Source organism: Kitasatospora sp. NPDC058492, assembly GCF_042720685.1.
Lineage (GTDB): Bacteria > Actinomycetota > Actinomycetes > Streptomycetales > Streptomycetaceae > Kitasatospora.
On sequence record NZ_JBHXMU010000094.1, the window covers coordinates 1 to 25,943 of the forward strand.

Annotated in this window: 20 protein-coding genes; 11 read left to right on the forward strand and 9 right to left on the reverse strand. The window is 72.7% G+C overall.

All coding sequences use genetic code 11. The annotated features are described in order from the left end of the window. Nucleotides 1-288 precede the first annotated feature (288 nt). Entirely contained in the window at nucleotides 289-1,047 is a 759-nt protein-coding gene (locus ACFWPI_RS36930; protein ID WP_363378426.1) for a DeoR/GlpR family DNA-binding transcription regulator, read from the forward strand. Nucleotides 1,048-1,124: 77 nt separating this feature from the next. Here ACFWPI_RS36930 and ACFWPI_RS36935 read toward each other — a convergent pair whose 3' ends face one another. The 8 genes from ACFWPI_RS36935 to ACFWPI_RS36970 form a co-directional block, all read right to left on the reverse strand. Then, nucleotides 1,125-2,045: a carbohydrate ABC transporter permease gene (locus ACFWPI_RS36935; RefSeq protein WP_380380348.1), complete on the reverse strand. Its 921-nt coding sequence runs from the start codon at nucleotides 2,043-2,045 to the stop codon at nucleotides 1,125-1,127. Beyond that, nucleotides 2,042-2,998, reverse strand: coding sequence for a carbohydrate ABC transporter permease (locus tag ACFWPI_RS36940; protein WP_380380349.1), 957 nt, complete (start codon nucleotides 2,996-2,998; stop codon nucleotides 2,042-2,044). Before ACFWPI_RS36940 ends, ACFWPI_RS36935 begins: the two co-directional genes overlap by 4 nt. 112 nt (nucleotides 2,999-3,110) lie before the next feature. Continuing rightward, nucleotides 3,111-4,424: an extracellular solute-binding protein gene (locus ACFWPI_RS36945; RefSeq protein ID WP_380380351.1), complete on the reverse strand. Its 1,314-nt coding sequence runs from the start codon at nucleotides 4,422-4,424 to the stop codon at nucleotides 3,111-3,113. A gap of 438 nt (nucleotides 4,425-4,862) precedes the next feature. Further along, entirely contained in the window at nucleotides 4,863-6,644 is a 1,782-nt protein-coding gene (locus tag ACFWPI_RS36950; protein WP_380380353.1) for a beta-galactosidase family protein, read from the reverse strand. A 65-nt stretch (nucleotides 6,645-6,709) separates the two neighbouring features. Beyond that, nucleotides 6,710-7,570 (reverse strand): ketose-bisphosphate aldolase, encoded by an 861-nt coding sequence (locus ACFWPI_RS36955; RefSeq protein ID WP_380380355.1) that lies wholly within the window; start codon nucleotides 7,568-7,570, stop codon nucleotides 6,710-6,712. Nucleotides 7,571-7,595: 25 nt separating this feature from the next. Beyond that, entirely contained in the window at nucleotides 7,596-8,546 is a 951-nt protein-coding gene (locus ACFWPI_RS36960) for a 1-phosphofructokinase family hexose kinase (RefSeq protein ID WP_380380357.1), read from the reverse strand. Next, complete coding sequence (locus tag ACFWPI_RS36965; RefSeq protein WP_380380359.1) at nucleotides 8,543-9,493, reverse strand: ROK family protein; 951 nt, start codon at nucleotides 9,491-9,493, stop codon at nucleotides 8,543-8,545. The genes ACFWPI_RS36960 and ACFWPI_RS36965 overlap by 4 nt, the downstream gene beginning before the upstream one ends. A 143-nt stretch (nucleotides 9,494-9,636) precedes the next feature. Continuing rightward, nucleotides 9,637-10,524, reverse strand: coding sequence for an SIS domain-containing protein (locus ACFWPI_RS36970; protein ID WP_380380361.1), 888 nt, complete (start codon nucleotides 10,522-10,524; stop codon nucleotides 9,637-9,639). A 242-nt stretch (nucleotides 10,525-10,766) separates the two neighbouring features. Here ACFWPI_RS36970 and ACFWPI_RS36975 point away from each other — a divergent pair, with 242 nt between their 5' ends. The 9 genes from ACFWPI_RS36975 to ACFWPI_RS37015 all read left to right on the forward strand — a co-directional run bounded on the left by ACFWPI_RS36975 (nucleotide 10,767) and on the right by ACFWPI_RS37015 (nucleotide 23,767). Then, entirely contained in the window at nucleotides 10,767-13,022 is a 2,256-nt protein-coding gene (locus ACFWPI_RS36975) for an RICIN domain-containing protein (protein ID WP_380380363.1), read from the forward strand. 188 nt (nucleotides 13,023-13,210) lie between these two features. After that, nucleotides 13,211-14,647 (forward strand): hypothetical protein, encoded by a 1,437-nt coding sequence (locus ACFWPI_RS36980; RefSeq protein ID WP_380380398.1) that lies wholly within the window; start codon nucleotides 13,211-13,213, stop codon nucleotides 14,645-14,647. 357 nt (nucleotides 14,648-15,004) lie between these two features. After that, a complete protein-coding gene (locus ACFWPI_RS36985; protein WP_380380400.1) occupies nucleotides 15,005-16,207 on the forward strand; it encodes a hypothetical protein in 1,203 nt (400 codons plus the stop codon). 270 nt (nucleotides 16,208-16,477) lie between these two features. Next, nucleotides 16,478-17,506, forward strand: a complete 1,029-nt coding sequence (locus ACFWPI_RS36990; RefSeq protein ID WP_380380402.1) for an NAD-dependent epimerase/dehydratase family protein — start codon at nucleotides 16,478-16,480, stop codon at nucleotides 17,504-17,506. 11 nt (nucleotides 17,507-17,517) lie between these two features. Further along, nucleotides 17,518-18,249 carry an NDP-sugar synthase gene (locus tag ACFWPI_RS36995; RefSeq protein WP_380380404.1) on the forward strand — a complete coding sequence of 244 codons (732 nt, stop codon included), beginning with the start codon at nucleotides 17,518-17,520 and terminating at the stop codon, nucleotides 18,247-18,249. 8 nt (nucleotides 18,250-18,257) lie between these two features. Next, a complete protein-coding gene (locus ACFWPI_RS37000; RefSeq protein WP_380380406.1) occupies nucleotides 18,258-19,454 on the forward strand; it encodes a glycosyltransferase family 4 protein in 1,197 nt (398 codons plus the stop codon). A 10-nt stretch (nucleotides 19,455-19,464) separates the two neighbouring features. Further along, nucleotides 19,465-20,817: a phosphomannomutase/phosphoglucomutase gene (locus tag ACFWPI_RS37005; RefSeq protein ID WP_380380408.1), complete on the forward strand. Its 1,353-nt coding sequence runs from the start codon at nucleotides 19,465-19,467 to the stop codon at nucleotides 20,815-20,817. A gap of 255 nt (nucleotides 20,818-21,072) precedes the next feature. Then, on the forward strand, nucleotides 21,073-22,437 hold the full coding sequence (locus ACFWPI_RS37010; RefSeq protein WP_380380410.1) for a sugar porter family MFS transporter: 1,365 nt from the start codon (nucleotides 21,073-21,075) through the stop codon (nucleotides 22,435-22,437). A gap of 124 nt (nucleotides 22,438-22,561) precedes the next feature. Continuing rightward, nucleotides 22,562-23,767, forward strand: a complete 1,206-nt coding sequence (locus ACFWPI_RS37015; protein ID WP_380380412.1) for a hypothetical protein — start codon at nucleotides 22,562-22,564, stop codon at nucleotides 23,765-23,767. Nucleotides 23,768-23,897: 130 nt separating this feature from the next. Here ACFWPI_RS37015 and ACFWPI_RS37020 read toward each other — a convergent pair whose 3' ends face one another. Then, the gene (locus ACFWPI_RS37020; RefSeq protein WP_380380414.1) at nucleotides 23,898-24,626 is read right to left on the reverse strand and encodes a TNT domain-containing protein; all 729 of its coding nucleotides are present in this window, start codon (nucleotides 24,624-24,626) and stop codon (nucleotides 23,898-23,900) included. A gap of 557 nt (nucleotides 24,627-25,183) precedes the next feature. Here ACFWPI_RS37020 and ACFWPI_RS37025 point away from each other — a divergent pair. After that, nucleotides 25,184-25,822, forward strand: coding sequence for a hypothetical protein (locus ACFWPI_RS37025; RefSeq protein WP_380380416.1), 639 nt, complete (start codon nucleotides 25,184-25,186; stop codon nucleotides 25,820-25,822). Nucleotides 25,823-25,943 lie beyond the last annotated feature (121 nt).

The window sequence follows — 25,943 nt, forward strand, 5'->3', positions numbered from 1 at the left end:
CTCTCGCCTCCGAGGCCGGCGATCCGGTCGCCCTCGACGGCCAGGCGGCCGCCCTCGACGACGCCGCCGGGCAGGACCAGCCGGGCGCCGGCCAGGGACATGCGGTCCGCTGTCACGCGGTCACCTCCGGCGCTGCTCCGGGCAGCCGCAGAACTGAGTGAAGTTGCTTGTTTCATAGCCATGATAGTCAGATTCGAACGGACGACCAGACCTGCGACCTGCTCGCCGAAATCAGTCCGACCCGGCGCCACCCAGGGCTTTGGCTCCCGGCCGGGCTAGAATCGCGTCATGCTCAAAGCTGATCGCGCCACCCGGATCCTCTCGCACGTCACCGAAGCGGGGAGCGCCGATGTGCACGCGCTCGCCGAACTCCTGGACGTCTCGACCGCGACCGTGCGCCGCGATCTCCAGGAGCTCCACGAGCAGGGACTGCTGCACCGCACCCGGGGCGGCGCGGTGACCGGCTCGGTCAACCTCGAACTGCCGCTGCGCCACCGCGGCGAGAAGCAGCGGGAGGAGAAGCGCCGGATCGCCCTGGCGGCGGCCGAACTCGTGCCGGAGGGAGCGGTGGTGGGCCTCAGCGGCGGCACCACCACCAGCGAGCTCGCCCGGGTGCTCGCCGAACGCACCGGCATCACCGTCGTGACCAACGCGGTGAACATCGCCGCCGACCTGATCGTCCGCCCCGAGGTGCGCCTCGTGGTGATCGGCGGCATCGCCCGCACGGCCAGCTACGAACTGGTCGGCCCGGCCGCCGACCGGATGCTCTCGCAGTACCACCTGGACATCTCCTTCATCGGGGTGGACGGCCTGACGGCGCAGGAGGGCTGCACCACGCACGACGAGATGGAGGCCCAGACCGACCGGGCGTTCCTGCGCAGCAGCGCGCGCTCGGTCGTGCTGGCCGACAGCACCAAGGTCGGCAAGGTCACCTTCGCCCGGATCTGCCCGCTCTCCGACGTCCACGACCTGGTGACGGACGACGGCCTGACGGACGCGCAGCAGCGGGCCGTCACCGGCTGCGGCGTCCGGGTCCGGCGGGCCTGACCGCCGACGGGCCCCGGGGCGCGGCCTGATCCACCGGCCACGCCCCGAGGCCCCGGTTCAGGCCCGGCGGCTCTGCCTCAGGCCTTGACGCCGCCCGCCGTCAGGTCGGTGCGCCAGAACCGCTGCAGCAGCAGGAAGGCCACGACCAGCGGGACGACCGAGACCAGCGAGCCCGTGACGACCAGGTTGTACGGGGTGTGGTCCCGCAGACCGTTCCAGTAGTAGAGGCCGAGGTTGACCGGCCAGAGCTTCTGGTCGGAGAGCGTGACCAGCGGCAGGAAGAAGTTGTTCCAGATGGTGGTGAACTGGAACAGGAAGATGGTCACCAGCGCCGGCGAGAAGATCCGCAGGACCACCGTGAAGAAGATCCGGAACTCCCCCGCGCCGTCCATCCGGGCGGCCTCCAGGATCTCGTCCGGGACGGACGCGGCGGCGTAGATCCGGCTGAGGTAGACGCCGAACGGGCTGACCATGCTGGGCAGCAGGACCGCCCAGACGGTGTTGACCAGATGGGCCTTGGACAGCAGCAGGTAGACCGGCAGGGCGAGGAGCGGCGCGGGGACGAGCACCGCGGCGAGGATCGTGTTGAACACCGCCTCGCGGCCCCGGAACCGGTACTTGGTGAGCGCGTAACCGGCCATCGCCGCGAGCAGGGTGGCGGCCGCGGCGCCGACACCCGCGTACAGCACGGTGTTGAGGAGCCAACGGAAGTAGAGCCCGTTGTTGGCGGTGGCCAGGTCGTGCAGGTTGTCGCCGAGGTGGAGGGTGGAGAACCAGAAGCCGCCGCTGCCGAACAGGTCGCTGCTGCTCTTGGTGGAGGCCACCAGCAGCCACCAGGCGGGCAGCAGGAAGTAGGCGGAGAGCACGAACAGGACGGCCGTGCCGAGGACGTTGGGGCGCGGCCGGCGGCCGGGGGCACCCAGGTGGGCGGGCCCGGCGGGGCGGCGGCGCGCCGGGCGGGCGGTCTCGGGGCGGCGGCGGAGGTCGGCGGTGCTCATGCGGTCACCCGGTTTCCGGTGATGCGCACCGAGAGGCGCAGGAAGGTGAAGGACAGGACGCAGGTGGCCAGGGCCAGCAGGACGGCGATGGCCGCCGCCTTGCCGTAGTCGTTGGTGCCGAACGCCGCGTTGTACGCCGCCATGTTGGGCGTGTAGTCGGCGGAGACGGTCGAGGCCAGCGAGTGCAGGACCATCGGCTCGGTGAAGAGCTGGAGGGTGCCGATGATGGAGAAGATCCCGGTCAGCACCAGGGCGGGGGCCACCAGCGGGATCTTGATGTGCCAGGCGGTCCGCCAGGGGCCGGCGCCGTCGAGGTCGGCGGCCTCGTAGAGCTCGCTGGGGATGGCCTGGAGGGCGGAGAGGATGACCAGCATGTTGTAGCCGGTCCAGGTCCAGGTGACGATGTTGGCCATCGACCACAGGACGGTGCCGGAGGAGAGGAAGTCGGCGTCGATGCCGATGTCCCTCAGCCCGGCGACGAGCGGGCTGGTCCCGGGCAGGTAGAGGAACGCCCAGAGGATGGTGGCCACGACGCCCGGGATCGCGTACGGCAGGAAGTAGGCGAGCCGGAAGAACTTCCGCAGCCGGGTGCCCTTGGCGTCGATCAGCAGGGCGAGGCCGAGGGCCAGTCCGAGCATCACCGGGACCTGGACCACGCCGAAGAGCAGCACCCGGCCGACGCCCGCGAGGAACGAGCCGTCGCCCAGGGCCGCGGTGTAGTTGTCGAGCCCCGCGAAGACCGTTCTGGCCGGGCCGAAGCCCAGGCCGGAGCGCTCCACGCGGTACAGGCTCTGCCAGAGCGCGTACCCGATGGGCAGCAGGAACAGGACGGTGAACAGCAGGCCGAAGGGGGCCAGGAAGCCGAGGGCCGCGCGGTTGCGGGACGGCGTCCGTCGTGCGGTGGCGGCCTTCGGGGCGGTGCGGCCCGGCACCGCCGGGGTTGCTGCGCTCATCTGGGGTTCTCTCTCGTGCGGGCGGTGGTCGGTCCCTCGGGCGTGTCGGGCGTGTCGGACGTGTCGGGCGCGCCCGGGCCGGCGGACCGTGCGGGGTCCGCCGGCGAGCCGGTCAGCCGGCGGTGACCGTCAGCCCCTTGGACTTCATCGCGTCGACGGTCTTGTTCTGCACCGTGCCCAGCGCCGCCGTCAGGTCGCCGTGGGCGGCGACGGCCGCGCCGAAGGCGTCGGTGAGGTCGCTGGAGGTCTGGGTCATGGTCGGGCCCCAGCTCCACTTGGGGGCCTGCGCCGTCGCCTGCTTGAAGACGTCGAAGATCGGCTGGTTGCCGAAGTAGGCGCTCGGCTTCGCCAGCGCCGGCGCCGACGTGCCGCTGGTGGAGGCGGGGTAGATGCCGGCCTTGTCCACGAGGGTGCCGACGGCGGCGGCGTCCGTGCTCATCCAGTTGGCGAAGCGCAGCGCCGCGGCGGTGTTCTTGCAGCCCTTGACCACCGCGGTGGACGAACCGCCGTCGTTGCCGACCGACTTGGCGCCGCCCTGCCACTGCGGCATCGGGGCGACCGCCCACTTGCCGGACGCCTGCGCCGCGTTCTGTTCGAGGATGGAGGAGAACCAGACCGGGCCGGGGTAGGCGGCGAGCGTGCCGTCCTGGAGGTCCTTGTAGAGGTCGGGGCTGAAGCCCTGCTCGGACTTGACCTGGCCCTGGTCGATCAGGCCCTGCCAGTACTTCGCGACCTTGGTGGTGGCCGGGTCGCTCGCGAGCGAGACCTTCCAGCCCTTGCTGTCGGTGCCGAACCAACTGCCGCCGGCCTGGGCGGACATGCCGGCGAACCACCACGGGTCGTCCGGGTTGAACACGCTCAGGTACCCGTTGGGGTTGGTGGCGTGCACCTTGGCGGCGTCGGCGGCGAACTCCTCCCAGGTGGCCTGCGGCTTCAGGCCGTACTGGGCGTACAGGTCGGTGCGGTAGTAGAGCGCCATCGGGCCCACGTCGACCGGGATGCCGTACACCTGGCCGCCGACCTTCACCGCGTTCCAGGCGCCGTCCCCGTACTGCGACTGGTACTGCCCGGCCTCGCCGCTGACGTCCTGGACGGCGCCCTCCACCACGAAGCTGGGCAGCGACTCGTAGCCGACCTGGGCCAGGCAGGGGGCGTTGCCGGCCTTGACGGCCGCGAAGATCTTGGCGTAGCCGCCCTTGCTGCCCGACACGATCTTCTCGAACTTGACCTTGGCGTCCGGGTGGGCCGCGTTGTACTGGGCCACCGCCTCCTCGTAGCCCGGCGCCCAGCCCCAGAACGTGACCTCGGCGGAGCCTCCGCCGCCCGAGGCGCCGTCACCGCCCGATCCGCAGGCCGCGATGCCGGCGAGCAGCGGCAGCGTGGCGGCGGCGGCCAGCAGGCGGGTGCGGATTCGTGTCTTCGCCATGAGGATCTCGTCCTTTACGTGTACTGGCCCTCGGCCGTCGCGGCGCGGTGTCGGGTGGACGGCGGCCGGCGCGAGCGGGTGCGGTGCGGTGAGGGTGCGGTGCGGTGAGGGTGGGGGTGCGGGTGCGGTGGGGGTCGGCAGGGTGCCCGGGTTCCGGAGGTTCTGGGGCCGGCCGGGAGTGCCGCCGCGCGTCGGCGGCTTCCTCACCGGGCCGGGTCCGGCTCCGGATCCTGGTCCTGGTCCGGGCCCGGTCCGGGTGTCGGTGGTCGCGTGCCCATCGGACCACCCCCTGCTCTATGGTGCGCAGTTCGGATGAGTATTGCTCAATATCGAGCAGGTTCCTAGGGCTTCGGAGCACGAAGCGGTCTCGGTTTCGACACGGCCCGTCGCGCGGAGAACCGGGCGGAGAGCCGGGCGACGGGCCGGGTGCGCGGAGCGTCAGCCCAGGTCGGGCCCGGCCACCAGGTGCACGGCGGGTTCGCCGGAGCGGTCGAGTTCGAGGACGGTGATCTCGTTCGTCCCGCTGCGCAGAACCGGCCAGGGCAGGAAGAGCGTGCACTGCGGTCCGCGGTCCCAGTAGCGGCCCAGCAGGAAGCCGTTGACCCAGACGTAGCCCTTGCCCCAGCCCGGCAGCGCCAGGTAGCCGTCGGCGGGCTCCCCGACCTCGAAGGCGCCGCGGTGGAAGGCCGCTCCGGGGCCGGCGGCCGGAGCGACGGCCTCGTCCCAGGGAAGCCGGTCCGGTGTCCCGTCGGCCAGCGGCATCGGGTCGGCCGTCCACCCGTGCAGGTACTGCTGGGTGTGCAGGGCCCCCGCGATCCCCTTGCGGTCGCCGATCCCGGCGCCGTAGTTGACCCGGCCCATCGACTCGACCAGCAGTTCCAGCCGGGCACCCGCGCCGGGCACCGGGAGGAGCAGGGGCTCGTGCTCGACGTCGCGTTCCAGGGTGGCGAGGTGGGTGCCGTCGACGCGGACGTGCGCCCGGTCGGCGAGCCCCTCGACGGTCAGCGGGTACGCCGTGCGCGGGCCGGGGATGGTGGTCCGGTAGCGGACGAGGCCGTGCGGGAGGCCGAGTTCCTCGAAGGAGAGCGGGACGGCGGTGCGGACCTCGCCGGTGGACAGGTGGTCCACCACGTCCGCCAGCGGCAGGGACCTGTCGAGCTCCACCCGGCACGCCGGCAGTGTGGCCGGGAGCTCCTCGGGCTCCGGCACCGGGCCGTCCGCGTACGCCGCCAGGACCTCGCGGAAGGCCCGGAACTTGGCCGTGGGGGCGCCTCGTTCGTCCAGCGGGGCGTCGTAGTCGTAGGAGGTGACGGTCGGCTGGTAGCCCCGGCCGGTGCGCGGGTCGGCGGTGTTGGCGCCGGCCCAGGTGCCGAAGTTGGTGCCGCCGTGGGCCATGTAGAGGTTGACGGAGGCCCCGGCCGCCAGGATCTCGCGCAGGGCCTCGGCGGCGTCCTCGGCCGGGCGGGTGGTGTGCGGCTCTCCCCAGTGGTCGAACCAGCCGTTCCAGAACTCCATGCACATCGGCGGGTCCTGGGGGCGGTGGCGGCGCAGCTCGGCGAAGGCCTCGGTGGCGCGGCTGCCGAAGTTGACGGTGGCGAGGTGGCCGGGAAGGGCGCCGCCGGTGAGGAAGAAGTCCTCCGGCCCGTCGGAGGTGCAGAGCGGGACGTCGATGCCGCGGGCGCGCAGGCCGTCGGCGAGGTGGGCGAGGTAGGCCCGGTCGGTGCCGTAGGAGCCGTACTCGTTCTCGATCTGGACCATCAGGACGTTTCCGCCGCGGGTGGTCTGGTGCGCCGCCAGGATCGGGATCAGCGTGTCGTACCAGCGGTCGACGTGGGCCAGGAAGCGCGGGTCGCCGGTGCGCAGCGGCAGGCCTCGGCCCGCCGTGCCCGGTTCGGCCAGGAGCCACCAGGGCAGGCCGCCGTTCTCCCATTCGGCGCAGATGTAGGGGCTCGGGCGGACGATCGCGTGCAGTCCGGCGTCCGCGGCGGCCCGCAGGAAGGCCTCCAGGTCGGCGATGCCGGTGAAGTCGTACGTGCCGGGGCGGGGCTCGTGCAGGTTCCAGGGGACGTACGTCTCCACGGTGTTGAGCCCCATCGCCCGCAGCATCCGCAGGTGGCGCGGCCACTGCCCGGGCAGGCTGCGGAAGTAGTGCAGGGCGCCGGAGAGCAGGCGCAGGGGGCGCCCGTCGAGCGTGAACCCGGTCCGGGAGATCTGGAGCATGAGTGGTCCTTGAGGGGGTGGTTCGGGGGACGGTGTCGGCCGGGGCTCGGTCGCCCTGGGCGCGGTCATCCGGCGGCGCCCGCGACGACGGGCAGGAGCCGGCCGACGGCCTCGGTGATCGCCCCGCGGCCCGCGGCCAGGTACGCGCGGGGGTCGACGCCCCGCTCGTCCGCCGCCAGGTGGGACCGGACGGCGGTCGTCATGGCGATGCTCAGGGCGGTGCCGATGTTGACCTTGGCTATGCCGCCGTGGACGGCGCGGCGCAGCTCGTCGTCGGGGACTCCGGAGGAGCCGTGCAGGACGAGCGGGACGTCGAGGGCCGCGTGCAGGGCGGCGAGCAGGCCGTGGTCGAGCCTGGCGTCGCGGGAGGTCATCGCGTGGGAGCTGCCGACGGCGACGGCGAGGGCGTCCACACCGGTCTCCTCGACGAAGCGCCGCGCCTCTGCGGGGTCGGTGCGGGCCCCCGGCGCGTGGGCGTCCAGCGGCCCCCGGCCGTCCTTGCCGCCGACCTCGCCGAGTTCGGCCTCCAGCCAGAGCCCGGCGCCGTGCGCCCAGACGGCGGCCTCGCGGGTGGCGGCGACGTTCTCCGCGTAGGGCAGGTGCGCGGCGTCGTACATCACCGAGCTGAACCCGCATTCGGCGGCCTGGCGGAGCAGGACGCCGGTCTTCACGTGGTCCAGGTGCAGCGCCACCGGGACGGTGCTCGGCTCGGCGCAGCGCACGGCGGCCGCGGCGAGCGGGGCCAGCCGCCCGCCGTGGAACCGCACCGCGTTCTCGCTCACCTGGAGGATCACCGCGGTGCCGGCGGTCTCGGCGGCGGAGACGACGGCCTCGACGTGCTCCAGGGTGATGACGTTGAAGGCGGCGACGGCGCCGTGCCGGGCCGCGGCCCGGGCGACGAGGCCGCCGGTGGCTGCCAGGGGCATGAACTCTCCTGTCGGGTGGGGCTGTTCAGTCGGAAGGAGCTGAGCCGGCGAAGGGCGTGGCCGGGGTGACCCGGACCAGCGGGAGGTGGCCGCGGTAGGCCTGCGGGTCGAACCGGCCGGCGTACGGGGCCTGGACGGCGGCGGCCGACAGGGCCACCGCGTGGGCCAGCGCCGCCGGCCACGGCGTGCGGTCGGCGAGGGCCGCTGCCAGCGCCGCGACGGCCGCGTCCCCCGCGCCGGTCGGGTTCCCCCGCACGACGGCCTCCGGGGGCAGCCGGGCCCGCCAGCTGCCGTCCGGGGTGACGGCGAGGAGCCCGTCGGGGCCGAGCGAGGCGACCACCGCCCGGGCGCCGGCGTCGACGAGGGCGTGTGCCGCGCGGAGCGGGTCGGCGATGCCGGTGGCGCTGCGCAGTTCGACCGCGTTCGGCTTGACGGCCGTGGGCCCGGCCGCCAGTGCCCCGGTGAGCGCGGCGCCGTCGGCGTCCAGGACGACCGGCACGCCGTACTCGTGGGCGAGGCGGACCAGGTCCGCGTAGGCGTCGCCCGGCAGGCCCGGCGGCAGGCTCCCGGCGAGCACCAGGGCCCGGGCGGTGGGGAGCAGGCCGCGGACGGCGGTGCGCAGGGCCGTCCAGTCCTCGGCGGAGAGCTCCGGTCCGGGCTCGTTCAGCACGGTGGCGTCGACGGCGTCGACCACGGCGACGGTGCGCCGGGTCGACGTGCCGGCGGCGAGCGGGACGCCCAGGCAGGCGATGCCGGCCCGGTCGAGGTCGGCCCGCAGCACCGCACCGGTGGACCCGCCGAGCGGCAGGACGGCCGTGGTGCGCCGACCGAGGCCGTGCAGCACCCGGGCCACGTTCACGCCCTTGCCGCCAGCCTGTTCGTGGACGGAGGCCACCCGGTGGCTGGTGTGCGGGCGCAGCGCCGGCACGCCGTAGGTGATGTCCAGGGCGGGGTTCGGGGTCACGGTGACGATCACGGCGCCGGGCTCCCTTCCGGGGCCGCGCGGCCGGCCGCCGCGTCCAGGGCGCGCAGGCCGGCGCCCAGGCAGCCGGCCCGGTCCCCGAGCGCGGCGGGCACCAGGCGCGGCGCGACCTGGATCCGGGCGCGGGCGGCCAGCGCGGCGGCCAGCGGGGCGAGCAGCAGGTCGCCGGACTCGGCGAGGCCCCCACCCAGCACGACCAGCGGCGGGTCCAGCACCAAGACGGCCGTCAGCAGGGCGTCGGCCAGGGCGTCGACCGCCTCCTGCCAGACGGCGCCGGCCGCCCCGTCCCCCTCCGCGGCCAGCCGCGCCACCTCCGGTGCGAGGGCCGGCCGGCCGGTGGCCTCGGTGTAGCGCCGCGCCACGGCGGCCGCCGAGGCGTAGGTCTCGGCGCAGCCCCGGGCCCCGCAGGCGCACGGTTCCCCGCCCGGGCGCACCACGAGGTGGCCGATCTCCCCGGCCCGGTGGTGCGCGCCGGGCAGGGCGCGGCCGCCGGTCATGACGGCGGCGGCGATGCTCGTGCCGACCGGGACGAACAGGAAGCGCTCCTCGCCGCGCCCGGCTCCGAGCCGGGCCTCGGCCACGCCGCCGGCGCGCACGTCGTGGGTGACGGCCACGGGCAGGCCGGTGCGCTCGGCGACGAGCTTCCGGAACGGGACGTCCCGCCAGCCGATCGTGGCGGAGTAGACGCCCGTCCCCGTGGCCTCGTCGACGATGCCGGGAACGGCCAGGCCGACGGCGTCGACCTCCGCGCCCTGCCGCCCGGCCTCCCGCCGCACGTCCGCGACCAGGTCGACGACGGTGGCCACGACGGCCTCCGGGCCCCGTTCGCGCCCGGTGGCGCGCCACGCCTCGTGCCGGACGGCCGCCTCCCGGTCCAGCAGGGCGGCCTTGATGCCGGTGCCGCCGACATCCACGGCGACGACCAGGCGCTGCCCGGTCATGGGCTGACGCCGGTCGGGCACGGGCTGACGCCGGTCGGTCGTGGGCCGAGGTCGGTCGGTCGTGAACCGAGGCTGGTCGGTCGTGAACCGAGGCTGGTCGGTCATGAGCCGAGGCTGGTCGGTCGTGAGCCGAGGCTGGTCGGTCATGAGTCGGCGAGCACCACGGACCGGGTCAGGTTGCGCGGCCGGTCCGGGTCCAGGCCCTTCGCGGCGGCCAGCGCGGCGGCCAGCCGGTGCACGCGCACCAGTTCCGCGAGCGGGTCGAGCCGGCCCTCGATCCAGCGGGCGCCGGTGCCCCGGACCTGCTCGGCCAGGCCCACCGGTGCGGCGCCCAGCATCCAGGTGGCGGTGGACGGCGCGGCGATGCTGATCGGGCCGTGCCGGTACTCCATCGCCGGGTACGCCTCGCTCCAGGCGAGCGCGGCCTCGCGCAGTTTGAGGCCGGCCTCGTTCGCCAGGCCGACCGTCCAGCCGGTGCCGAGGAAGGTGAACTGGGTGCAGTCCACCAGGCCTTCGGGCAGCGGCTCCGCCAGGGCCGCCCGGCCGTCGGCCTCCACCGCCTCGGTGTGCAGGCCCAGGTGGGCCCGCAGCAGGGTGAGCGCCGTGGTGGCGAACCTGGTCTGCACCACGGACCGCTCGTCGGCGAAGTCCAGCACGGCGATGTCGTCGGCCGCGGTCATCACCGGGGTCCGCGGGTCTGCGGTGACGGCCGCGGTGCGGACCTTTCCGCGCACCCGCTCCAGCAGGGCCAGGACCTCGGTCGTGGTGCCGGAGCGGGTCAGCGCGATCACGCGGTCGTACGAGCGGACGCCCGGGAACTCGGAGGCGGCGAAGGCGTCCGTGACGCCCTGTCCGCTCGACTCCCGCATGGCGGCGTACGCCTGGCCCATGAACAGCGACGTCCCGCAGCCGATCACCGCGACCCGTTCACCGGCCTCCGGCAGCGCCGTGCACTCCGCCGCGGCGACTTCCGCCGCGCGGCGCCAGCAGTCCGGCTGGCTGGCGATCTCGGCCTCGACATGGGTCGCCATCGGCCACCTCCACTTGATTGTTGCTGATACCTGCTTCTTTCTGGCCAGATTCAAGCATCTTCAAGCACTCCATGGAACCCGTCTGCGCAATTTGTTGCTCAGAGGTGTTGACAGTTGCGCGCAAGAAGGCCGGATACTGCATGCCATCGCCGGGCTCGGCGGTCGCGCCCCCAACGACGACCGGCGGGCCCGAGCAGCACCGCCCACCCCCGCCCCGACGGTGCAGCACCGAAGGAGACCTCGTGTCCGCCCCACCCCGCAGAGCACTCGCCGCCGTCCTCGCCCCCGCGCTCCTGGCGCTGAGCGCGGGCCTCGCCCCGGCCGCGTCGGCCGCCCCCGAACCGTCAGCCGCCCCGGCCGGCGGCCCGTCAACCGCCCCGTACACCGTGAGCGTCGGCAAGCCGGTCGGCTACGCCCACCCCACCGACACCCCCGCCGTCCCGTACACCGACAAGGACGGCACCTTCTACTTCCAGCAGTCCGCCGCGCTCTACGGCGCGAACGACCCGCGGTACTGGGACTTCTTCACCGGCAAGGACTTCGACTCCGCCACCCGGTCCAGCGCACTCAGCAACGCCGTCAACCCCGCCAACCCCCAGGACCGCAACAACGACACCACCTGGCGCTGCAACAACAGCCCCACCGGCCTGACCTCGACCTCCGCGCCCGCCGGGTCGGGCTACGCCCAGAAGAACTACTGCGACCTCTCCGGCATCTGGGTCGACCCGGACACCGGCGACTGGTACGGGCTGGTGCACAACGAGTTCACCCCGCAACCCTTCGGCGACGGCCTCCACTTCGACGCCATCGACTACGCCGTCTCCAGCGACCAGGGCCGGACGTGGACCATCAAGGACCACGCCATCACCTCGCCGTACAGCACCCAGCGGGGCGACACCGCGGCCTTCCCGAACCAGACCTTCGACTACGGTGACGGCGACCAACGCCTGTTCGTCGACACCGCCTCGGGCTACTTCTACGTCTACTACGGCTCGCGGATCGTCGACAAGGGCGGCAGCTGGAAGGCCTTCCACGAGCACGTCGCCCGCGCCCCGATCGCCGCCAAGATGGCACCCGACTCGTGGCAGAAGTGGTACGACGGCGCGTGGTCGCAGCCCGGCACCGGCGGCCAGGAGAGCAACCTGGTGCCCGCCGACTCCGCCCACCCCACCGGCTACACCCCGGTCGCCGACGAGTACGACCCGGCGAACACCGGCACCGTGGCCCAGCAGGTCGCGGCCGGCACGATGCCCCCCACCTCACCGCTGTTCGTCATGGACATCACCTACAACGCCTACCTCGGGCTGTACATCGCCGAACCGCAGGCCGTCGACCAGAGCGGCTCCGCGCCCCAGCAGTACTACGCCACCACCGACCTCGCCAGCCAGAAGTGGGTGCCGATCGGCGACACCGGCGGCTACCACACCGCGTCCTGGTACCGCTGGTTCCTCGACAGCGCGAACCGCACCAACACCACGATCGTCGGCAAGACCTTCCGCTCGTACTGCGCCTTCGGCTGCTCCAACGGCGCGTCCGGCGAGTACGTGGACGTGACGATCGACGGCACCGCGCCCGCCGCTCCCCCCGTCGACCCCGGCAAGACCTACCGGATCGGCAACGCCGACGGCCGGGTCCTCGCCCAGGTCGCCGGCGGCCCCGCCACCACCTCGCTGGCCGCCGGCACCGGCTCCGCCCTGGAGGCCTGGAGCTTCACCGCCAACGGCGACGGCTCCTACCGGATCGCCAACGCCGCCACCGGCCGCCTGCTCGGCGTCGACTCCACCGCCACCGCCGGCCGCGCCTGGGGCGCCCGCCCCACCGCCACCGCCGCCGGCCCGGGCGGGCCCACCGTCGGCCAGCAGTGGTTCGTGATCCCCGGGAAGTCCGCCGACGGAACCGCCACCGGCGCGTTCAAGCTGGTCAACCGCTACAGCGGACTCGTCCTCGGCCTCTCCTCCACCAACAGCCGGTCCACCGAGACCACCCCCACCCGCAGTTGGGCCGACACCACCGGCAACCCCGTCGGTGGCACCCGCGGCCCCGGCGAGCAGACCCTCACCCTGACCGCCACCGGCACCGTGCCCAACCCCCCGCTGGACGGCACCCACACCCTGACCACCGCCGGCAAGGCCCTCGACGACCCCGGCCACTCCACCGCCCAGGGCACCCAACTGGTCACCTGGGCCCCCAACGGCGGCCCGAACCAGACCTGGGTGCTCACCCGGCAGGCGGACGGCAGCTACCAGATCGCCAACGGCGAGTCGCACCTGTGCATGGACGTCGACGGCGGCTCCACCTCCGCCGGCGCCAAGGTGATCCAGTGGGCCTGCACCGGCGGCGGCAACCAGCGCTGGCAGCTCACCCCCGCCGCCGGCGGCTACCGGATCACCTCCCAGAAGAGCGGCCTGCTCCTCACCACCGCGTCCACCGCCGACGGCGCCCGGACCACCCAGCAGCCCGACACCGGATCACCCCTCCAGGTCTGGGCGGTCGACTGACCATCCGGCAGTATCCAACCTCCCTTCCCCCTCGGTCAGTTGGCGAGAATCTGCCAGTGCGGAAGCGGGCCCGTTGACCTCCGGTCCGCTGGGCGTTTGGCTCTCCCCAGCCAGTTGCGCGGGCGGTGCCACCCACCAGGGTGGCGCCGCCCGCGCCGTCGTCACTCACCAAGGGGAGGACCCACCTCATGACCACCACACACCCCCGGCGCGGGCTGCTGCGCGGCGGCTGCGCCCTGCTCGCCGCCGTGCTGGCCGGCCTCGCCGCACCAGCGGCCGAAGCGCATCCGCGCACGGGCGGGATCACCCGGGTGAGCGTAGGCCTCGACGGCGCGCAGCCGGACGGCGCGTCCGCCGCCCTCGGGCTGAGCGCCGACGGCCGCTACGCCCTGTTCTCCTCGGACGCGACCAACCTGGTGCCCGGCGACACCAACGGGGCGACGGACGTCTTCGTCCGGGACCTGCACACCGGCCGCACCCAACGCGTCAGCGTCGGCGCGGACGGCGCCCAGCTCGACGCCCCCACCACCCAGGCATCGATCAGCGGCGACGGCCGCTTCGTCACGTTCAACACCAAGGCCACCAACGTGCTGCCCGGCCACAAGGCCAACAGCGGCGGGGAGGTCTACCTCCGCGACCTCCGGGACGGCGTCACCGAGCTGATCACCGCCGGCGACCCGGCCGCCACCGGCCAGGACGGCCGCATCTCCCGTGACGCGGTGGCCAGTTGGGACGGCCGCTTCGTGGCCTTCTCCTCCTCCCGGACCGACCTCGCGCCGGTCGGCACGTTCAGCAAGGAGAACATCTACGTCACCGACCGCCGGGAGGGCACCACCCGCCTGGTCACCCTCGGGGTGAACGGCAAGCCGGGCAACGGCGACTCCTACCTGCCCTCGATCAGCGCCGACGGCCGCGTCATCGGCTTCAAGTCCCGCGCGTACAACCTGCTCCCGGCTCCCACCCAGACCCCCGCAGCCCCCGCAGCCCCTGGGGACCACGCGGACCACGCGGACCACGCGGACCACGCGGACCACGCGGACCACGGCGACTCCCCCGCGATCCTCGGGCACGCCTCCTACCCCTTCTACGTGTTCGACCAGCACACCGGGGTGATCAGCGGCGCGAGCACCGACCCCGCCGGCCAGCTCGCCAACACCGGCCTGGACGCCACCCTCAGCCCCGACGGGCAGTACGCCGTCTACACCCTCGACGCGCCCGGCGGGCCGATCCTCAACCGCCACCAGGAGCTCTACACCCGCGACCTGCGCACCGGCACCGTGGCCAGGGTGACCACCCCGCTGCCCGGCACCACCACGGTCGGCTCCGCCGGTCGCGGCACCATGTCCTACGACGACCGCTGGGTCTACTTCGTCTCCGACGCCGGCAACCTCGTCCCCGGCGTCGACGGCGGGCGGCAGAACGTGTTCCGCCGCGACCTCGCCACCGGAGCCGTCGAACTCGCCGGCGCGGCCGAGGACGGCACGGCGAGCACCGGCACCTCGGACAACCCGTACACCGACGCCTCCGGCAGCGCCGTGCTGTTCACCTCCGAGGACGGCACCCTGATCCCCGGCGACACCAACCACGCCTCGGACGTCTTCCTCCGCCGGCTCCTCACGCACTGACCGCGGACGGGCTGTTACGGGTGCTGACCAGGCGGGTTCCGGAATCTGCCGGTGAAGGGCGGGACCACCGGTCATCCCGGCCACGAAAAGCATGATCCGGCGGGGAGGAACAATGGCAACACCCGTAACAGCGTTCGGGCGAAAACCGTGCCGCCCGTCTTCGCCAGCACATAATCACCACATACTTACCCCGAATTGTACGACCACTGTCAAGGCACCAAGGTGCGCCAGGCCGCAGTGACTTTCAGGACACTGTCGAGGATTTGGTTTTCAACATCCCTCGGGCGACGGATGCTTGTACGTACAGTCTCCGTTCTTTTGGCGCTGCCGTGCTATCCGCAGGCCAGTCCACGGAGTTTGCAGCAGGACGTGCTGCTCCCGGCGACGACTCGTGAGGTCGATCGTGACAATGAGAAAAGCCTCAGGAAGTCGATAGCCGTATCTGTCGAGACGGCACCCAATCCAACCGTCCAAGGAATAGTCCGAGACGGAACGAGGGTAAAAGTGAAGGCCCTTCTCTACCACTTCCACGGAATCGACGACTTCGATTTCTCGACCATCTCGCCCGAGGACCTCCCCGAGGTCCAGAAGGCTGCGGAATCCCGTGAGTACGGAATTCTGCCGACCGTCTACCTGCGCCGGGAGAATCTCCCCCGCCTGGTGGAGGTCCTCCAGGAGTACCACCGGCTCGAACAGGCGAACGCGGTTCCCAACATCGCCGGTTTCGCGATCGAGGGCCCGCTGCTCGGGCCGCAAGGAGGGATACCGCGGGCCGGACGGTGGTTCCCGTCGGCGAAGGAGTGGGACGTCATCGCGTCCCTCGGCCCGCTCGGCCTGCGCTACATCGTGATGGCGCCCGACGCCATGGCCCTGGACGAGCGCATCGACGCCGGCCCCACCTTCGCCGACCTGCTCACCAGCTTCTACGAGCAGGGGCTCCGGATCGCCGTGGGGCACTTCCACCGGGAGGCGCCCGAGCGCAGTGCCGTCCGACTGCGGGAAGTGCTCGAATTCCTGCACAGCCGCTACGACTCCTCCCCGTACCTGGTCCTGACCGACCATCTGTACAACGACACCCCGCGGAACTTCACGCATTCCTGGCGCACGCCGCAGGAACGGGTCGACCGCGAAGTCGAACTGCGGCGGGTGCTCGATCCCGACTGGGACAAGACCGACCTCCGGGAACTGCTCGGCCCCGTTCCGGCCGAAATGCTGCGCTCCGCACGCGAGTCCCTCCTGTACCCGTGCATCAACTTCGACGGGTACCACGTCGACCTCGAAATCTGCCGGCGCACCGTCGAATACCTGGGCGTGGACCGCCTCATCGCGCTGACCGACCACACCGAGGTCGCCACGATGGCCCAGGAACCACTGACCCGGAGTGACCACAATCCGCTGTGGCTGCGTGACGACGGGGCCGTGGCGGCGGGTTCGAGCGGTTATGAGCAGCAGCGGCAGAACATTCTCTCCATCGGATTCGACGACACGGCGGTTCACCGCATGTTCGTCGACAACCCCGTGACGGCGGTCGGATACCGCATCAAGAAGGGCGCCGCGTAAGGGCCTGGAGGGCCGGAAATCGGAAAAGACATCGGGGCAGGAACTCACGGCCACTCGGGCGTTGCGCCCCGGCCACTTCCTCGACCGTGTCGTGCGGACCGGGGACACGGCCGCCGCCACCGCGGCGCTCCTGGTCGTGTCCCCGGCAGCCGACGGCCCGCGCATCCTCCAGGACGACGTCCGGCTGCGGCGTGGCCACGCGGATCCGCCGCGTGGCCAGGCCGCTCCGGGTGTGACACACATTCGCGAACCACGAGAGGGGACCAAGGCATGAGCAAGGTTGTCGTCACGGGTGGCGGCGGGTTCATCGGCTCGCACATCGTCGACCGGTTGTGCGCCCAGGGACACCGCGTCCTGGTGGTGGACGACTTCTCCACGGGCGATCGGGCCAATCTCGCCGAGAGCGAGGCCCGCTGGCCCGAGTTGAGCATTCTCACGGCCGACGTGGTCGACGAATCCACCGCGGCCGCGGTGGAGGACTTCGCGCCCGAGGTGCTGCTGCTGCTGGCCGCGCAGTTCAGCGTGAAGGTGTCGATGCGGGATCCCCTGCTGGACGCCCAGGTCAACGTCATCGGCCTGGTCCGGATGCTCGAAGCGGCGCGGCGCAGCCGCAGCCGCAAGGTCGTGTTCGCCTCCAGCGGTGGGACGATCTACGGGCCCGCCGGTGAGGACGGGGTGCCCATCAAGGAGTCCGCGGGCCGGGTGCCCAGCTCCTTCTACGGACTGACCAAGTCCGTCGCCGTCGACTACCTGCGCCTCTACCACGAGACCTACGGCCTGGACTACGTCGCGCTCGCCCTCGGCAACGTCTTCGGCCCCCGCCAGACCCCGTTCGGTGAGGCGGGAGTCGTCTCCATCTTCGCGCAGCGCATGCTCTCCGGGCAGACCTGTGTCATCAACGGGGACGGCCTGCAGACGCGCGACTACGTGCATGTGAGCGATGTGGCCGATGCGTTCGTGCGGGCCATGGACCAGGGGCACGGTCTGATCAACATCGGTAAGGGCGGGGAGAGTTCGGTCCTGGACATCCACCAGGCGGTCGAGAAGCGGACCGGCCGTTCGCTGCCGCCCCGCTTCGGGCCGCCGCTGGCGGGAGAAGTGCGCAGGGGGTGCCTGGATCCCTCCCGCGCCCAGGCCCAACTGGGCTGGACCGCCCGGACGACGCTGGAGGACGGGGTCGACTCCGTCGTGTCCTGGCTGGCCGCACGCCCCCTGCCGACGGAGGCCTCGCCCGAGGCGGGGCAGACCGGTCAGACCGGTCAGACGGGGCAGACGGGGCAGACGGGGCAGACGGGATGAGGCTGGCGGGGATGATCCTGGCAGCCGGGCGCGGCAGCCGGATGGGAGCACTCACCGCCCAGACGCCCAAGCCGCTCCTGCCCCTGGCGGGCAGGCCGCTGCTGGGACACCTGCTGGACCGGTGCGCCGAGACCGACGTCACGGACGTCTACCTCAATCTGCACTACCAGGCCGAGCAGGTCCTTCGCTTCCTCGACGGCACCACGGTGAAGGTGCCCGTCCACGCCCGGACCGAGCCCCGCCTCACCGGGCCCGCCGGGGCACTGCGGCTGTTCCACGAGGAACTCGCCGCCTTCGACGCCGTGCTCGTCACGTCCTGCGACGTCATCATGGGCGAGCCGCTCCAACGGCTCGTCGACGCGCACACGCGCGGTGGGTACGCCCTGACGTTCGCCTGTACGCGGATCCGGCAGGCCCGCCGCTACGGCGTGCTGGACATCGACCCCGATGGTCGGATCCGCGGCGCCCGGGAGAAGCCCGACGTCCCCGACGACGAGACGCACTGGATCAGCGCCGGCGTGTACTGCCTGGACCCCCGCATCATCGCGCACATCCCCGAAGGCGTCGTCTACGACTACGCCAGGGAGCTCGCCCCCGCACTGATGGCCGCCGGCGAACGCGTGGGGGCGCACCGGCTCACCGGCTACTGGCGGGACGTGGGCACTCCCGATTCGCTGCGCGAGGCCGGCGAGGACGCCGGCCGTGGGCTCATTCCCTGGCTCACCGAAAGGGCGGACCGATGAAAGTCCTGATGCTGACCTCCAGTTACGAGCCCCTGCACGGCGGGGCCGAGACCTATGCGCGGCTGTTGTGCGAAGGGCTGGTGGCCGACGGCCACGACGTCGTCATCGCGACCGACGGGTCATGGCTGGACGACCTGCCCGGGGAGCGCGAGGAGGACGCGGGGCGGGTCGTGCGGCTGCGCGACTTCGCGGACCGCGTGGACGCCCGGGACAAGGTGAGATGGCGACAGATGCAGTACTCCGTCCTCGACGAACTGGGGGCCGTGCTCCAGGGCGAGAGCTTCGACGTCGTCCACGCCAACAGCCATGAGACGCTCATCCTCGCGAGCATCGTGGCGCTCGAAACGGACGCCGCACTGGTGTGCTCGCTGCACGAGCAGAACCCCGACCTGGAGCGGTTCGGCCGCGGCCGGTGCCGCCTGTCGTACCAGACCCTCCCCGTCGACATGCACTTCGTCCCCAGCCGCTTCTTCGCCGAGCGCGCCGCCCGCTTCGGCGCCCCCGCCGACCGCATCAGGCTCGTCCACAACGGCGTTCCCGACGCGCCACCGGACGACGTGGCCCGGAACCTGCGCTCCGCACTGCGCACCGAACTCGGCGTCACCCCCGACCAGCGGCTGATCGTCCTCCCGGGCCGGATGTCCGCCCGCAAGGCCCAGCTCGACCTGGCCGCGGCACTGCCCCTGGTCGCGGCGGAGTTGCCCGAGGTACGGGTGCTCCTGGCGGGGAGGGTCTCGGACTACGCGTACGAGAAGAGCGTGTGGGGCCGGCTCGAACACGAGGGTGTGGCAGAACTGGTCACTCTCCGCCAGGACTTCGGCGCCGAGGCGATGCCTGCCGTCTACGCCGCGGCGGATCTGGTGGTCCAGCCCTCCCTGGCGGAGGGACTGCCGTTCAGCGTGGTCGAGGCGATGCGCGCCGGCAAGCCCGTCGTCGGCACCCGCGTCATCGGCATCAGCGACGTCATCACCGACGGCGTCGACGGCCTGCTCGTGCCGGCGGCCGACCCGCCCGCACTGGCCGCAGGGATACTGCGGGTGCTCACCGACGAGGCGTTGGCCGCCGAGCTGGCGGCCAACGCGAGCACCACGGCGGAACGGGAGTTCAGCAGCCGGAAGATGGTCGCGGACACCCTGGACGGCTACCGGGTGGCCGTGGCACGCCGTCGGCAGTCGGCGTCCGCAGCCCCGACCTCGGCCTCGTGAAGGGGTGACCGTGTCCGACTACGCGCGGCTGGTCAAGGCCTACGACATCCGCGGGGAAGTCCCCGCCGAACTCGACGGCGAGGTCGCGGAACGCATCGGCGGCCTGTTCATCCGGTTCACCAACGCCCCGCAGGTGGTGGTGGCCAGAGACATGCGCCCGTCCTCCGCCATGCTGGTGCGGGCGTTCAGCGACGGCGCCCGCCGGGCCGGTGCCGACGTCATCGACGCCGGGCTCGGCTCCACCGACTACCTCTACTACGCCAGTGGATCGCTCGGACTTCCCGGCGCCATGATCACCGCCAGCCACAACCCCGCGAAGGACAACGGCATCAAGCTGTGCCTGAGCGGCGCGGCCCCCCTCGGGGAGAACACGGGCCTCGGCCGGATCCGCGACTGGCTCGTGGCGGGGGAACGCGCCACACCCGCCGCGTCCCGCGGCGCCCGTACGGAAAGACCACTCCTCCAGGAGTACGCGGCACACCTGCGTCAGCTCGTCGACCTCACCGGGATCCGGCCCCTCAAGGTCGTCGCCGACGCGGGCAACGGCATGGCCGGCCTGACCGCCCCGGAGGTCTTCGCGGGCCTGCCCGTCGACCTCGTCCCGCTCTACTTCGAACTCGACGGCACGTTCCCCCACCACGAGGCCAACCCCATCGACCCCAGGAACCTCGTCGACCTCCAGGCCGAGGTCCGCAGGCAGGGGGCCGACATCGGGCTCGCCTTCGACGGTGACGCCGACCGCTGCTTCTTCGTCGACGAAGGCGGTCAGCCGATCTCACCGTCCGCCGTCATCAGCCTGATCGCAGGCCGGGAGCTGGCACGGCACCCCGGCTCGGCCGTCGTGTACAACCTGATCACCGCCGAGGCCACGGTGCGGAGCATCCGCCGCCACGGCGGACGCCCGTTCCGGTCCCGCGTGGGGCACTCCCACGTCAAGGCGCTCATGGCGCAGCACGACGCGGTGTTCGGCGGAGAACACTCCGGACACTACTTCTTCAGGGACTTCTGGCGTGCCGACAGCGGCATGCTCGCCGCGCTCCACGTGCTGGCCGCCCTCGGTGGACAGGACCGGCCGCTGTCCGCCGTGATCGCCGCGCACAGCCGGTTCGCGCTGTCCGGCGAACTCAACTGCGTCGTCGCCGACGTCGCGGCCACGATCCGGGAGGTGGAGGAGCGATACCGGCACCGGGCCGGGGTGACCACGGACCGGCTCGACGGTCTGACGGTCGGCCTGCCGGGCGGAATTCGGTTCAACCTGCGCCCCTCGAACACCGAACCGGTCCTTCGGGTCAACGTGGAGGCGCACGACCAGGAGACCATGGAACACCTCCGGGACGAGGTCCTCGCATTGATCCGACCGTAAGCCGTTTCTGACGGTGCGTCGGGGGGTGTCCGGGTTGCGCCGGGTCGGCCGGTGACGCCGGTAGTCTGCTCCCGGATTGCGAAGCCGGTGATCGCCTCGGCGCGGCGTCCGGGGTCGGTCATCCGCGTGGGCGGCGGATTCCCAGCGGCCTGACCCGGCCTCGCCCCATCCCTGCCTACGGCACTTCGAAGAAGGGCATCCCATGGGCTTGGCCCCGTCCTGCGACCATGTCGACGGCGGCGCAGGGGTGTCGCCATGACGGCGCCCGTCCCCCCGGGCGCCGCACGGCTGTTGACCGTGTGCGTCGCCTCCGTCGGAGGGCTGCTGTTCGGCTACGGAATCGGGGTGATCGCCGGAGTCCTGCGGCTGGTCGCCGACATCTTCACCCTGTCGTCGTGGCAGCAGGGGGCGGTCGTGTCGGCCGCCCTCCTCGGCGCGGCGCTCACCGCCCTCACCAGCGGGCGGCTGGCGGACAGGTTCGGACGCCGGCCGGTCATCGGCGCCGCCGCGGCCGTGTACGCCCTCGGAACGGCGGCCTCGGCGGCGGCCTCGGGCTCCACCACGCTCCTCATCGGGCGGTTCCTCGTCGGACTCGCCCTGGGGGCCGTCTCGTTCGCGGTCCCGCTGTACATCTCCGAGATCTCTCCGCCCGCCCGGCGCGGCGCGCTCGTCACACTGAACCAACTCATGATCACGATCGGGCTCCTGCTGTCCTACGTGGTGGCCTATCTCCTGGAACCCGCGGGAGCCTGGCGCTGGATGCTCGCTCTCGGGCTCCTGCCCGCCTGCGTGCTGCTGGTCGGCATGTGCCTGGTGCCCGAATCGCCGGACTGGCTGCACGCCAGGGGAGACACCGCCCGGGCGGCCAGCGCCGCCCGGCGCCTGTCTCCGCCCGACCCTGGCGGCGCAGCCGCCCGACCCGGTGGCCGCCCCGCGACGGCGACCGCCACCCGGCCCACCGCCGGCTCCGCGACCGCAACCGTCGCCCGGCCCGTCGCCGCCCCCGCCGCGAGCCTCCGGCAGGCCTGCGCGCTGGCCGGTCCCCGCTGGGTCGCACTGGGACTGGCGATCGCCGTCCTGGTCCATCTGACCGGTCTGAACACCGCGATCTACTACGTGCCGACCATCCTGGGGGGCAGCGGCATGACCGCTGCCGGAGGCATCCGGGGAGCCGTCCTGGTCGGGCTGTGCAACGTGGCCGCCACCGTCGTCACCATCGCCCTGCTCGACCGGGTCGGCCGCCGGAAGACGATGATCGGAGGACTGCTGGTCATGGCGGTCGCGGCCGTCGGCATCGCGGTCGCGCAGCCACTCGGGCACACGGGGGCGCCGACCGCGGCGCTGCTGTGCGTCTTCATCATGGCGGGAGCAGTGGGCCCTGCCGCCGTCTTCTGGGTCTACATCGCCGAGATCTACCCGGCAGGTGCCCGCGGGGTCCTGATGAGCCTGGCCACCGCGGCCCACTGGGCAACCGACTTCGTCGTGGCGACCACGTTCCTCCCCCTCGTGCAGGAGCTGTCGCTCGGCGGGGCGTTCGGTGTGTACGCGGCGATCAGCGCGGCGTCCGCCCTGGCCCTGGCCCGCTGGATGCCCGAGACCCGTGGCCGATTGCTGCTGTGAAACGGGACCGGGCGCGAGGCTCCCGCGCTCGCGCCCGGGCTGGGCTTCGCCCGCCGCCACCTGACGATGCGCCAGAATTGCCGTCAGCCGAGCAATCAGCCGCGCGTCCCCGAAGGTAGGCATCATGACCCGCTACAGCGTCGACCCGAACCGGCACGAGCTCATCGCCACCTGGGGAACCGGCGAAGGCGACCTCGCCACCCGGATCACCGCCCTCCCGGCCGACGCACCCAGCGCCACGCTCCTGCGCCTGGCCGGCGTACTGACCCGCCTGTCGGAAGCGGCCTGGCGCACCTACACGCACCCCGCCAGCGCCGCCGGCTCCCTCGAACCCGACACCGAAGGCTGGCGCCGCGAACAGGAACGCGACACCTTCAGCGACGTCGCCGAAGCCGTGGCCGCGCCGAACCTGCCCCACGGCGGCCTGCTCACCGTCTCCTACAGTCCCCTGCTGGAATCCGCCCACCAGGCCGGCCGCGCCCTGCACGCCCTCGACGAACCCGAGTTGACGAAGGCCGTCCTCGCCGAGACCGTCGCCGAACTCACCGCCGTCGAGAGCGCCGAACTCGGCAACCTCACCGGCCGCGCCCAGCAGGCCGTCCTGCTCAGCCGCGAGGACGCCTCCCCCGTCCAGGTCGCCGCCGCCGACCACCTGCTGGAGCAGAACCCCTTCGGCTCCCTCGCCCTCTTCTCCGACATCGACCCGACCGCCGCCGCCGTCGCGGCCGCCCACTGGCTCGCCGCCGCGGCCGAGGTCGCCGCCGACGCCTCCGGCCACGACGCCACCGCCGTCCTGCTCGAAGCCGACAACATCGAGGACCTCCCGCACCAGACCCCCACCCTCGTCCTCGAACTCCTCGACGCCGGCCACACCCCCCACGACGCCGTCACCGGCCTCGTCCGCCACGCCCTCCACATCGCCGACGGCCTCCTCCCCGACCCCGCCGGCCTGCGCGAACAACTCGAAGACCTCGACGGGGCCCTCGACGACTACACCGAGGACTACACCGACGACGAGGAGACCGACCCGGAGGACACCGGCCTGCGCCTCACCCCCCTCGACCCCAGGCGCCCCGCCCGCGACCTCCTCGAAGACCTCCTCGCCGGCATCCACGGCTGCTGGGTCCTCCACACCGAGTACGACGACCTCGACGAAGAGCACCTCGGCACCGACGACGCAGACCCGGACGACACGGACCCGGACGACGCGGACCTGCACGACGCGGACCTGGACGACGAACGGGCCGCACAGCACCGGCGCCAGAGCCGCGAGAACTTCGCCCGCCTCGTCCGCGAAACCGCCGCCCGCCACCGCGACCGGCTGCTCTGACCGCACCTCCCCGCTCCGACGGGGACGGCGGAGTCGCCCCTACCCCCCCAGCAGCAGCGGGGGCAGGGGCGATCCAGAGGTTGCCGTCAGCCTCTCCGCAGGCCGCCGTCGGCGCTCTGCTTGCTGCCGGTCAGGAACCGGTGGGGGTGACGTTGCACCGCTCTGCCGGGAGTTCGCTGAGGTAGCCCTTGGCGATGAGGTTGTTGACCTTGTAGCCGCCCTCGAGCCCTGCGGGCGCGAGGTTCGGGTCGAGCCACTCCTGCACACCTCCGCCGGGCATCCCGTAGAAGGCGGCCACGTGCCCCTTCTGCACCTTGAACACCGCCTCGGCTCGCAGGCAGTGGTAGCCGCCGTTGAGGGCGTCGGGTGTCACCGCCATCTGGACGAAGGGCGTTCCGGGATCGGCGAGGTATCCGCCGCCGTTGAGGATGTCGCCGAACCGGATCAGCTTGGTCCCGATCGGCACCGCGTACACCGTCTGGTCGAGCTTGCCGTCGAGCCGCTGGAAGCCACGGTCGGGCGCGTACGCCCAACGCTTGTCCGTCGCGTCGTAGTACAGCTGGACGAAGTGGCTGGCACTGAGCCCGCCGAAGCGCTGGTACCCCCTCAGCAGCGTGGCGGCCGGCTCGTCGTTCGGGATGGCGGCCGGCCCGAATCTCTCCTGGGAGCAGTAATACTTTCCGGCCATCGGCGACTCGGTGGCGTCGGGCGGCGGCGGGCAGTCGTCGGGAACGACCGCCGCCGCCCGCACGGACTGCGCGTTCACCGGCTGCGCGGCAGCGGCGCCGCCTGCGGCGGTCAGTCCGGTGATCGGGAGGGCGCAGGCCAGGGAGGCGGCGAGCATCGTTCGCACACGCATTCAGTACTCCGGTTTCGTGGGGAGGGAGCAGAGGGGGCGCCACGGCGGGGAAGGGGGAACAGGCACACGACACAGGCCGCGACGGGGACGACACACAGCAACCGCCCACACCGTGCGCGATGGCCGCCGACGGTGGGACGGAACGTCAACTACGGGTGTTGGATGCGGAATCCGGCGTTCTCGCCCTCGTCCGCGTTCTCCTGACTTCTCCGCCGTGTCCGGCGCCGCTTCGAAGTCCGCTACTCCGTACCCTCCCCGGAACCGGCCGATTCCCCGCTCAACCCGACCGGGCTACATCCGGGCGCACGGCCTGGCGGTCCCCTTCCTCGGCGGCGGGGCACCTGGGCGGCTGCTGCCGGTGTCGGCAGGCGCCGGCCTGGCGGGTCGCCCGGCCGCCACCGCCCGCCGAAAATGCTCCGTGCGTCCGGACGGCCCAGCACCGCTCGTGGTCCGGGCGTGCAGAACAAAGCATGGAGAGCACGAACCGGGCGGCCGCAGGCTTGCATGTGCCCACCGACGGCCGAACGGATGACGGGATGACCGGAGGGTTGTGCGTGATGCGTACGCTGTACACCAGCCAGGGCAACGGCCCCCGGCTGCCGCGGAGAGTGGCCGCCCTGGCCGCGGCGGCAGGAACGGCCGTCCTCCTCGTGGCGTCGTGCTCATCCGGGAGCTCCTCCGGGCCCGCGACGCCGACGAACGCGGCGGGGGCGACGCTGTCGGAGGCACCCAACCCGTCGAGCTTCTCCGGGGAGCCGCCCTCCGCCTTCGCCTCCGCGCTGGAGTCGGCCTCGGCCTCGGTAGCCGCACGCTCGGCCTCGGCGGCGGCCGCCGCCTCCGCGTTCGAGGCATCGGCGGACGCGCAGGCCGCGCAGAACCGGGCGAAGGCGACCGAGGTGCTCAAGACCGTGGAGGGCCCCGGCAACGCCACCGCCGACATCACCCTGACCGGCGTGCCGCGATCCACCACCGGCGGCCTCCACGCCGCCGTCGTGACCATCGTCAACAGCACCCGCGAGGCCGCTTCCTACGCGGTCCAGGTGGACTTCACCGACGCGTCGGGCCACGCCGTCGACTCGGCGATCGTCGGCGCCGAGAACCTGGCCCCGGGCGGGAAGGCCAGTCCGATCGCCTTCAGCCGCCAGCCGGCCGATCTGGCCCTGGTCCCGGTCGTGGTGAAGGCCCAGCGCTACTGAGCCCAGCGCTCCTGAGCACACCCCGACCGGGCAACGCCCGACGTCCCCCCCGGGGACCGGGGCCCCCGGGGCCGGGGACCCGCGGGGCGGGACCCCGGGGAACTCGGGGGGTGAAAGGGCC